The 11,765-nt window shown below is 42.3% G+C and carries 4 protein-coding genes; 3 read left to right on the top strand and 1 reads right to left on the bottom strand.

Annotation, left to right across the window (positions count from 1 at the left end):
* The first annotated feature begins 241 nt into the window (after positions 1–241).
* A complete protein-coding gene (locus AACU32_RS06540) occupies positions 242–2,824 on the top strand; it encodes a CHAT domain-containing protein (protein ID WP_096598859.1) in 2,583 nt (860 codons plus the stop codon).
* Between the two features lie 78 nt (positions 2,825–2,902).
* Here AACU32_RS06540 and AACU32_RS06535 read toward each other — a convergent pair whose 3' ends face one another.
* Entirely contained in the window at positions 2,903–3,652 is a 750-nt protein-coding gene (locus AACU32_RS06535) for an SDR family oxidoreductase (RefSeq protein ID WP_096598858.1), read from the bottom strand.
* Positions 3,653–4,093: 441 nt separating this feature from the next.
* Between AACU32_RS06535 and AACU32_RS06530 the strand changes: the two genes are divergently transcribed.
* Together AACU32_RS06530 and AACU32_RS06525 are read left to right on the top strand one after the other, a co-directional pair.
* Complete coding sequence (locus tag AACU32_RS06530) at positions 4,094–9,799, top strand: two-partner secretion domain-containing protein (protein ID WP_339377586.1); 5,706 nt, start codon at positions 4,094–4,096, stop codon at positions 9,797–9,799.
* Positions 9,800–10,719: 920 nt separating this feature from the next.
* The gene (locus AACU32_RS06525) at positions 10,720–11,760 is read left to right on the top strand and encodes an effector-associated domain EAD1-containing protein (RefSeq protein ID WP_096598855.1); all 1,041 of its coding nucleotides are present in this window, start codon (positions 10,720–10,722) and stop codon (positions 11,758–11,760) included.
* Positions 11,761–11,765 lie beyond the last annotated feature (5 nt).

The following is an 11,765-nucleotide window of genomic DNA, read 5'->3' as shown; positions in this document are numbered from 1 at the left end:
TGTCAACTTAACGTGAAACCCTTACCAAGACATGATTTTCAACTCACTCGCTTACCATCATGATCCGCGTCACCCCACCCCGGCTTTGCTGACGCAAAACCTCCCTGCCCCTAATCCCCAGAGGGGGCCCCGAGTTCCCCGCTTGCGGGGAGGGGATTGAGGGGTGGGGTAAAATGCCCGTGGAATAAGCGTTTTGACTTAAGTTGACACCAATGAGATCAGCAATCCCAACAAGACTTAAATGAAATTCAAAGCTAAAATATATTCTTTCTTGGCGCTGGTACTGGCAACTACTATAATATGTACGCATATTTCGCCAGCTGTTGGCAAACTTGCTGCCAACAACCAGACAACTGCGCAGACATTAATCGCTGTTGCTTCATCTAACTTGCAACAGGGAAAACTATTATATGATGCCGGCAGATTTGCAGAAGCTGTAAAATTTTTGCAGCAAGCAGTCGAGCAATATCAAAAGCAAGGCGATACGGTAAGACTTGCGGCGACGCTGAGTAATCTGTCTCTTGCTTACCAAGAACTTGGTGATTGGCATCAAGCACAACAGGCAATTACAGAAAGTTTAAAATTATTACAAGGTAATCCTGAAAAAATACCCAATTTAGGAGTGCTGGCGCAATCTCTGGATGTGCAAGCTAGTCTACAATTGGCGATGGGACAAACAGATTCAGCCTTGAGTAGTTGGCAACACTCAGCAGAGATTTATACCAAAATCAAAGATAATAGTGGCGTAGTGCGATCGCAAATCAATCAAGCCCAAGCTTTTCGCATCCAAGGTTTTTATCAAAAATCAGGAAAAATACTGAATGAAGTAAAGCAGACATTACAATCACAACCAGATTCTTTAGAAAAAGCCATCAGTTTGCGATCGCTTGGTGATAGTCTCCAGTTAGTGGGTAATTTGCCAGAGTCAGGGAAAATCCTCCAGCAAAGTCTGGAAATTGCCCAACGTCTGCAATCGCCTAGTGATATAGCCGCAAGTTTGTTAAGCTTGGGGAATAATGCTGTTGCCCAGAAGAAAATACCAGAAGCGATCGCATTTTATCAACAAGCTGTTAAAGTATCTTCCTCACCCCTGATCAAAGTTCAAGCACATCTCAATCAACTGAAACTCTTGATTGAAGATGGTAAATCAGCCGATGTGCAAACTTTATTACCTGTAATTCAATCGCAAATCGAACAACTTCCCCCCAGTCATGCCGCTATCTATGCCCGGATTAACTTTGTGCAAAATCTGGTAAAATTAGGGCGTGAGAATTTAACACTGAAGAATTCCCAATTCCTAGCTACAGCAATTCAACAAGCCCGGAATATAGGTGATAAACGAGCAGAAGCTTATGCTTTGGGTAGTTTAGGCAATTTTTACGAACAGACACAGCAGTTGTCCGAGGCGCAAAAACTCACCCAGCAGGCTTTAATATTAACCCAAGCCTACAATGCACCAGAAATTGCTTATCGTTGGCAATGGCAATTAGGAAGGTTATTCAAAGCACAAGGAAATATTCCCGATGCAATTATTGCCTATGATGCGAGTTTGGCAACTCTGGAATCTCTGCGCAGTGATTTGGTAGCTGTTAACCAGAATGTGCAATTCTCTTTCCGTGACAGTGTAGAACCAGTCTATCGAGAATCAGTAGAAATACTGCTAAAATCGCAACAAGGTAAACCTGATGAACAAACCCTAGAGAAAGCACGCCAGCGCATTGAAGCATTGCAATTGGCAGAATTAGATAACTTTTTCCGGGAAGCTTGTTTGCAAGGTCAGACAGTAGTGCTGGATAAACTCGTAGACCAAGATAATCCCACAACTGCAATCTTTTACCCGATGATTCTTCCCGAATCACTCCAGGTAATTGTCAAAATTCCGCAACAACCCCTGCGATATTATACCACCAGCATCCCGAAAGCAGAGGTAGAAAAAATAGCGAATCAACTGCGACAAAATCTGACTAGAAACCATACCAGCAAAGCCATGAGCAACCAGTTACAACAGGTTTACAATTGGCTGATCAAACCGATAGAGTCAGAATTACAAACATCTGGAGTGAAAACCCTGGTGTTTCTCCTCGATGGGGTTTTACGCAATATCCCAATGGCATCTTTGTACGATGGCAAACAATATTTAGTGGAAAAATACGCAGTTGCTCTCAATCTCGGTCTGCAACTTCTCGCTCCCAAACCCATAGGAAAACAGCAGCTGAGAGTAATTACCGCCGGACTCATAAATTCTCCACCGGGATATACCAAATATCCGCCTTTACCTGCAATTGAGAAGGAATTCGAGTTAATCGCCAAAACCGGAATAGCCACAACCAAACTTCTAGAACAGCAGTTCACCAGTAAAGCACTAGAGAGCAAAATTAATTCTGCTAACTTTAACATAGTGCATATAGCAACCCACGGTGAGTTTAGTTCCCGTGCTGAGGATACCTTTATTTTGGCTGCCGATGGCCCGATCAACGTCACCCAGTTCGACAGAATCCTGCGCAGTCGAAATGGAAGTAAATCTCAAATCATGGAACTATTATTTTTGAGTGCTTGTCAGACAGCAGCCGGAGACAACCGCGCCGTACTCGGTCTAGCTGGTGTTGCGGTTAGGGCAGGGGCACGAAGTACAATGGCATCTCTGTGGGACATTGATGATGAAGCGACAGCTAAGTTTGTCGGTCTTTTCTATCAAGAACTCAAGGATGGTAACATCAGCAAAGCTGAAGCTCTCCGCCTTGCTCAGCTAAAGTTGCTCCAAGATGCCAAATACAAAGCACCCCGCTTTTGGTCTGCCTATGTACTGATTGGTAATTGGCTTTAAGTTGCGGGTGTGGGATGTAGAGCGATCGCACTTGAGAATTGAGGAGTGCGATCGCAATTATGATTTTACAAAGCTAGCTCATAGCATTTGTTGTCCACCACTTACAGGTAAATAAGCCCCTGTAATAAATTTGGCTTCGTCAGATGCTAGTAACATGATTGCCCCGGCGATGTCTTCAGGTAAACCGTTGCGTTTCAGTGGCGTGATCTCCATCAAATGATTTTTATATTCCTCTGGAATAAAAGCCGTCGCATCGGTCAATGTCAAACCAGGAGCAATTGCATTGACGCGAATGTTATACTGTCCTAACTCCAGGGCTAAACTTTTCACAAACGCATCTAGTCCAGATTTGGCTGTAGCATGAGAGATAGATCCTGCCATTGGGTAACGTGATACTCCACTGCTAATTGCAATGATGCAGCCTCGTTTTTGTTCAATCATGCTGGGAACGACTGCTTTACAGGGGAAAAATGCAGCTTTGAGTTCACCGAGTAATTTAGCTTCAAAGTCTTCCCAAGGGTGATCGATAAAAGGAGCCATTTTAAATGAAGCATTGGCATTTAACACCAGGGTATTAATTGCTCCAAATGCATCAGCTACCTGCTTCACCATTGTCTCGACTTGTTGCGGATCGCGAACATCGGCTTGAACAGCTAAGGCTTTACCACCTGCTGCTTGAATATCGTCAACTACTTCCTGGGCTGCGGCTTGATTACCGTAATAATTAACACCAACGGCTGCACCCTGCTCTCCAAATAATCGAGCAGTGGCCGCACCAATACCTCGACTAGCCCCTGTGATTAATACAACACTATCTTTCACCGACATAATTTTTATTCTCTCTTGATGATTAATTGCCAGAAACTCTTGATTAAGGATTGGGGATTGGTCAAGAACGCGGAAAAATTGTATCCGCGTATTATATCTTGTTGGATTTAAGACTTGATTAAGGCAGCTGCGGATGCTGAGGAGAAGTTTTCTGGTGCCCATTTGCCATTCTTGGCACTACAATTGCTATTTTGGCGATCGCAACAACTGATATTAAGTCCGACTAATTAGTTATCAAAAGCGACGGGAAACCCACTCCTTCAAGGGGTGGGATTTCGCGTCAGTTGACAATTGACAATTGACTCGCGTTGCGCAATAAACCACTCTTCCTGAGTCAGTAATAATTACTAATTCGTACTTCGTACTTCGTAACTAAAATGATCTTCGGAAAGATAGTACAATACTCCCAAAAGCCATTTTTAACACAAAAAGGTAGTGGTGGTGCGATTTACTCACATTTTCCCTTGGTTCCTGGTCAGCAGCTTTACCTGCTTGAGTTTGACTACCTTTAACTCAGCAACAGCGCAAATCACTCCAGATAATACCCTTGGTACGGAAGGAGCAGTTGTCACACCGGATACAATTAAAGGAATTCCCAGTCAGAGAATTGATGGGGGTGCAATTCGCGGAAGTAACCTCTTCCACAGCTTTAGTGAATTTAATATTGGCTCAGAACGAGGAGCATATTTTACCAATCCCAGTGGCATTGAGAATATTTTGACACGGGTGACGGGAACTAATGTTTCTCGGATTCTGGGAACTTTGGGGGTTTTGGGTAACGCCAACCTCTTTTTGATGAATCCCAATGGGATTGTATTTGGAGCTAATGCGCGCTTGGATGTCAATGGTTCCTTTGTCGGGAGTACTGCAAATAGTTTTGTGTTTGGGAATGGGTTGGAGTTTAGCGCCACTAACCCCCAAGCACCGCCACTACTGAAAATAAATGTCCCCATTGGTTTGCAAACAACGTCGAATCAGGGAGATATATCTAATGCGGGAAAATTAGCAGTTAATGCGGGAAAGGATTTGACTTTATTTGGGAGTACAGTTACTAGCACGGGTTCTTTGATAGCTCCTGGTGGTACAGTACAACTATTAGGAGAGCGGGTTGGTTTATTGAATAATGCCCAGATAGATGTCTCTGCTAATAAAGGTGGTGGGACAGTTTTGATTGGGGGCGATTTTCAAGGTAGCGGTACAACTCCCACAGCAAAACGCACCTATATTGGGCCCAGAGTAAATATTAATGCCAATGCACTCTCTACTGGCAATGGTGGCAATGTCATTATCGCCTCAGATGAAGTCACAGGATTTTATGGCAATATTACCGCCCGTGGTGGTTCTGTTTCCGGTAACGGTGGCTTAGTGCAAGTATCTGGTAAACAAAACCTGATTTTTCGCGGGAGTGTAGATAATAGTGCCATCAAAGGTTTATTTGGAAGGCTGCTGTTAGACACAAAAAATATCATTATTGCCAATGGTTCTGGAAATGGTACAGATAGCTTTGCTCTTAATAATTCTGGTATTAGTGGTTCTATACTGAGCGCGCCGCTGAGTCAAATTAATAAAGCAGCACCCACAACGATATATGAATCAAAATTAGAAGGTTTGTCTGGAAACACAAATCTGATATTGCAGGCAACCAATAATATTACAATTAATCCTTTAAGCGATCGCACTTTAAATCTAACTAATGGTAGCGGTAAAATCACATTTACTGCTGATGCTGATAGAGATGGAATCGGTAATTTTAAAATGGCTACTGCCGATACTATCAAAACAAATGGCAGAAATATTACTATTTCGGGAGCGAGTTTGACATTAGGGAATATTGATACTGAATTTATGAAAGGCGGAGATATTATTGCTGTAGTTGATGTCGATGCTGGGGGTACTATTAATAATAATGATCTTAAGAATGAGCTTGAAAATGAGCCTGAAAACGAGCTTGATAATGAGGAGGAGGTTGATATTGAGCTTTTTAAAAGTACTACTTTTACCTTCAAATTCAAAGTATCAGAGTCACAACCAATCGGGGATTTAGATGTACAGTTTTCAGCATCGCATTCTTGGGATAATGATTTAGTAGTTGATCTGATTTCACCATCTGGACGAAATTTGGAGTTATTTTCTCGTGTAGGCTCTAACGGAGATAACTTTCAAGATACTTTGTTAGATGATAGTGCAGCGACCAGTATTAATAATGCTTCACCTCCCTTCCGAGGTAGATTTAAACCAACAGGAAAAGGTGGGTTAGCATCTTTTAATGGGGAAAATCCTAGAGGAATTTGGAAATTAGAAGTAACAGATGTTTATCCAGAAAAAGATTCAGGCGTTTTATACAAAGCAGGCGAAACTGCTCCTTGGGGAACTGCCAACGGGACAAAACTGATTTTTCGTAATCCAATTCTATCTGATGATAGCGGTTCAATTAATCTTAATGCGACAAATGGAAATATTAATGTAGGCAAAATTAACGCTGTCAGTTTGATAGGAAAAGGTGGGGAAGTTAATCTAACAGCGACAGAAAATATTAAGTTTAATGGCAGTTTGGCTGCTGCGAATAATATTAAAATATTGGCAGATGTTGATGCAAATAGAATCGGTAATGTTCGGATGAATACTGCCGATATTATCAGAACTAATGGACGAAAAGCTGAGATTACAGGTGTTAACCTAACTTTAGGTAATATTGATACTAGTGTTGATACTAGTGACAAACTGAGTGGAGGTAATATAACTTTAACTGCCACAGGGGGCGATATCTCTACACAAAACCTTTACTCCTTCTCATCCTCATCTTCAGATTCAGGAAACGCGGGATCAGGGGGTGCGATCGCCCTAACTACCACACAGGGTAATATCTCTACAAAAAACATTAACTCCTCCTCATCTTCAGATTCAGGAAACGCGGGATCAGGGGGTGCGATCGCCCTAACTACCACACAGGGTAAGATTTCAACACTAGACATTAACTCCTACTCAAATTCACGTTCAGGAGACGCGGGTTCAGGGGGTGCAATCGCCCTAACTACCACACGGGGTAAGATTTCAACACTAGACATTAACTCCTACTCAGCAGGTGAAACCGCAGTGGGTTCAGGAGGTGCGATCGCCCTAACTACCACACAGGGTAATATCTCTACACACGACCTTGTCTCCGAGTCAAATTCAGATTTAGGAACTGCGGGTTCAGGGGGTGCGATCACCCTAACTACCACACAAGGTAATATCTCTACAGAATACCTTGACTCCAGATCAGTCTCCAGCTCATCAGGGGGAAACGGGGGTGCGATCGCCCTGACTACCACACATGGTGATATCTCTACACAATCCATTCATTCTGACTCAAATTCAGATTCAGAAAACGGGGGTTCAGGAGGTGCGATCACCCTGACTACCACATATGGTGATATTTCTACACTAGACCTTCGCTCTAACTCAGATTCAAGCGATGGAAACGCGGGATCAGGGGGTGCGATCGCCCTGACTACCACACAGGGTAATATTTCTACAGAATACCTTGACTCCTCCTCACAATCAGCTTTTGGAAACGCGGGATCAGGGGGTGCGATCGCCCTGACTACCACAAAGGGTAATATTTCTACACACGGCCTTGACTCCGCCTCAATTTCAGATTCAGGAAACGCGGGTTCTGGGGGTGCAATCGCCCTGACTACCACACAGGGTAATATCTCTACACAAGACCTTGACTCTTACTCATATTCACGTTCAGGAAACGCGGAATCTGGGGGTGCAATTGCCCTGACTACCACACAGGGTAATATCTTGACACAAGGCCTTGACTCCTACTCATTTTCACTTTCAGAAAACGCGGGAAATGGTGGAATAATTACTCTCAGTGCAATAGATGGGAATATAGATGTGAATCTAGATATAGATTGGAATATTATTTCCGCAACCTTGAATTCCTTTTCTGTTTCTCCAACCGGAAATTCAGGAGCGGGTGGTAACGTTACTTTAGCAGCTAAAAATAACATTACAGATTTAGATATCTTAACTCTGTCTTCTGCTTCCAAATCTGGAGATGTTCAAATTAACGGTTTTGGGGATTTATCGCTGACAAATACGAATATCATCACTAGTAAACAGTTGACAATCAAGAATCCCCTAGCTGCTCCTGATGAAAACGAAAATATTACCCTGGATGTTAGCGGAGTAGGTCAATCAGGAAATGTGGATATTACCAGCACAGGTAATCTCACATTTAAAGATAGTCGCATAGAAAGCGACACCAGAGGCAGTGACCCCGCAGGCAACGTCAAGATTACCAGTCCTGGTACTGTTACTTTCAATAATAGTAAAATTGCCAGCAACACCAGCAGCACAGGGAACGCCGGCAATATTCAAATTGATGCCAACAACTTAACCCTCACAGATACCTCAGAAATCTCCGCTTCCACCACAGCAGAAGGTTTTGCCGGAGACATCACCATTGATACTCCGACTTTAACAGTAGCCAATGGCGCTCAAATCTTCGCCACAACTACAGGCAAGGGTGATGGCGGTACAATCACAGTCAATGCACCTAATCTAGTTAATCTCGGTATCGGTGTTCAAGACTTTGCCCCGATTATCTCCGTCGAAACAACTGGTGCAGGTAAAGCCGGAAACATCATTGTGAATACTCCTAGCCTCACCGTATCCGATACAGCCCGCATCACCGCCACCGCCACCGCCACCGCCACCAACACCGAAGACGGTGGTAGCATCACCTTAAACGCCTCCAAACTAGACCTAGCAGGCATTGTCGGGATTTTTGCCGAAACCCAAGGACAAGCCCCCGCAGGCACATTACAACTCAATCCTTACCAAAATCAGCCCGATTTAGATATTACCCTGTTCCCCAATTCCACTATTTCTGCTTCTACTTCTGCCAGTGGTAAAGGTGGTGACTTAATTCTCACAGCACCGGAAAATATTAACATTGCAGGATCTGGAAAATTAGCAGTTGAAAGTACAGGTACAGGGGAAGCTGGCAATATTCAAATTACTACCCAAAACTTAAATATTAATGATGGCGTAAAAATCTCAGCTTCTACTATTAATAGTGGTCAAGGCGGTAATATTAACATCAATTCTCATACTTTAACCGCCAATAACGGCTCCCAATTCCTCACCACTACATCCGGTACAAAAAAAGCGGGAAATATCAACGTAAAAGTCCGCGATCGCATTACCTTAGACGGCACAAATACCGGAATATTTGCTAATACAGAAACAGGTTCAACAGGTGTAGGTGGCAGTATTACCATTGACCCTGAAATTTTTCTCATTAAAAACGGTGCGGGGATAGGAGTAAATAGTCAAGGAAGCGGTCAAGGTGGCAATATTTCCCTGCAAGCTGGGACTCTAACTTTAGATAATCAAGCCTTTATTAATGCCGCAACTGTAAGTAGCCAAGGAGGGGAAATTACTCTAGAAGTTAAAGATTTCTTATTCCTGCGTCATAACAGCAACATTACTGCCACAGCCGGCACAGATAAAGCTGGTGGCAATGGTGGTAACATCACCATTAATAGTCCCTTCATCATCGCCGTTGACCAGGAAGACAGCAACATCACAGCCAATGCTTACAGTGGCACTGGTGGTAATATTAACATCTTTACTCAAGGAATATTCGGCATTGGATTCCAAGCACAAGAAACACAACAGAGCGGTATCACTGCTAGTTCCGAATTGGGTGTGAGCGGTAATGTAACTATCAGCACACCAGAGGTAGACCCCCGTAACGGCTTAGTCCAACTCCCCTCAACTCTGGTGGATGCTTCCGGGCAAATTGATAACTCTTGCAAGCCTGGTAGTAAGCAACAAGCCAATTCATTTATCATCACAGGACGCGGTGGCCTACCTTACAGTCCCATTGAACCATTACAAGATACTAGTACCCTAGCACAATGGGTGAAACTCTCAAATCGATCGCAAAACTCTCTAACAGAAAAAATTGAACCAATTGCCACATTAGTCACTACTACTTCCGCAATTTCTTCTGCTTCTAATGCGATTGTGGAAGCTTCTGGTTTGGTAGTTGATGCCAATGGGGATATCTTGCTGGTTGCAGAAGTGCCCAAAGTTACACCCCATATTCCGGCATTCACATCTGTTGCTTGTTCGGCTTCTAATTGAGAGCAACTAAGTTTATCAATTAAAAATTAGGGTTTTTGGGAAGGGGAAAGGGAAAAGGGCAAAGGGTAAGGGGCTTTGCTATATTGGGAAACCCAATTGCTATATTGGGAAACCTAATTGTTATATCGGCGAACCCAATTGTTATATTGGAGAACTCAATTGTTATATTGGAGAACTCAATTGTTATATTGGAGAACTCAATTGCTATATTGGGAAACCCAATTGTTATATCGGCGAACTCAATTGCTATATTGGGAAACCCAATTGCTATATCGGGAAACCCAATTGTTATATCGGCGAACCCAATTGTTATATTGGGAAACCCAATTGCTATATCGGCGAACCCAATTGTTATATTGGGAAACCCAATTGCTATATCGGCGAACCCAATTGCTATATTGGCGATACCTGCGGCGGGCTACGCCGGAGCAATTACTTACAAAAAATAAATTACCCATATTCCGTAGTGCGAGCCGAAAAGCTCGCTGTTGTTCATTCATCGAGCGAGACACTCGGACTACAAATTTATTGGTTATTTAAAAAATTGGATGTCTCCAGTGTTGTGCCCTGATGATTATCTGTACTCACTTGCGTTGCCATCTGCTATATATGCATCTTCATTATCTGCAAGCTTCATATAAATTAATATAAAAACCCTGTGCAGTAATCATCTTATCGATGAAGCGGATAAAATAGTCTCTAGCCTAGGCATCTTGCCTAGCTTAATTTTTCCATCGGCAATATCATCTATAAATAAGTTTAATATCAGATACCCAGAACAAGGTAATTGGAGCTATATTATAAAATCCCAAATTGTTATCTGTTGACTGCTGACGGTTAACCGTCAACCGTCAACACAAAATCCCATCCCTTTTCAGGGTGGTATGAGCTTAATTTTGTATAATTTCTGAAAATTGACTATGAAACTATCTGGTGCTGAACTCAAAAAGCTAGTTAACGCCATTGTTAGTGCCTATCCCACTAAAAATGATTTAGCCATGATGGTTCAGTTTGAATTAGAGGAAAACTTGGAGGCGATCGCCGGCGGTGATAATCTTACAGATATTGTCTTTAAGTTATTAACTAGGTGGGCAATTCCCAGAGGAAAAATATATCGGTTAATTTTAGCCGCCTATGAAACTAATCCTGATAATCCAGAACTTAAAGCATTTTATGAATCAGTTGTTCTTAATCAACGGTTTATTACTGAATTGCCGTTAACAACAACAGATTTTGGCCCCGATATTAACTGGAAAGGCGAAACTGATAAAATTCAACTCCAAAATTGGCTGCAATCTGAAACTGATTACTTGGATGTAGGATTTTTGAAACGAGCAATTGAACAATCTGCATCGGTATGTCGGATTGAAATCCCATCTCGCAAGATTATGGGCACAGGAGTTTTGATTACTCCTAATAAGGTATTAACAAATTATCATGTTTTTCAGCCGACAGAAGAAGACAACATAGAAAACAATGCTCGTGATGCTGTATTGAAATTTGGCTACTTTACTTCAGATGATGGTGGTGAAAAATCTGGGAATTTATTTAAACTAGATAACCAAAAACCGATTTTACGTTTTAGTAAAACTGAAAATCTAGATTATATTTTATTACAGGTAGAATCTAAAATTAACCAAAGCAAAGACATTACACCTGCGCGTTGGGATGAGAGAAAGTTACCGATTGAGAAAATGGGAATTAGTGTTTTACAACATCCTGAAGGCGATTCCATGAAACTTTCCATCAGTCGCGATGGCATCACAGGAGTTTATCATCATAGTGGTTTAGTTCAATATGTGAATAAAACGGCTTTAGGTTCCAGTGGCTCACCTTGTTTTGATGAAGATTGGTGTTTAGTTGCATTACATCATGCTCAAAGAGCCAAAACTTTTGGCACAATTAGGGAAGGAATTTTATTTGCAGCTATTTATCAAGAAATTAAGGCAGATTTAGCTTAAATTAT

Origin of the sequence: Calothrix sp. NIES-2100 (assembly GCF_963875285.1) — a bacterium.
Taxonomy (GTDB): domain Bacteria; phylum Cyanobacteriota; class Cyanobacteriia; order Cyanobacteriales; family Nostocaceae; genus Aulosira.
Note: the sequence above shows the minus strand (reverse complement) of the source record. Positions and strands in the feature narration are given on the sequence as shown.

What these genes read in the sequence shown, in the direction of transcription:
- AACU32_RS06540 (WP_096598859.1), top strand. Translation starts at nt 242, where the DNA reads ATGAAATTCAAAGCTAAAATATATTCTTTCTTGGCGCTGGTACTGGCA.
- AACU32_RS06525 (WP_096598855.1), top strand. Translation starts at nt 10,720, where the DNA reads ATGAAACTATCTGGTGCTGAACTCAAAAAGCTAGTTAACGCCATTGTT.
- AACU32_RS06535 (WP_096598858.1), bottom strand. Translation starts at nt 3,652, where the DNA reads ATGTCGGTGAAAGATAGTGTTGTATTAATCACAGGGGCTAGTCGAGGT.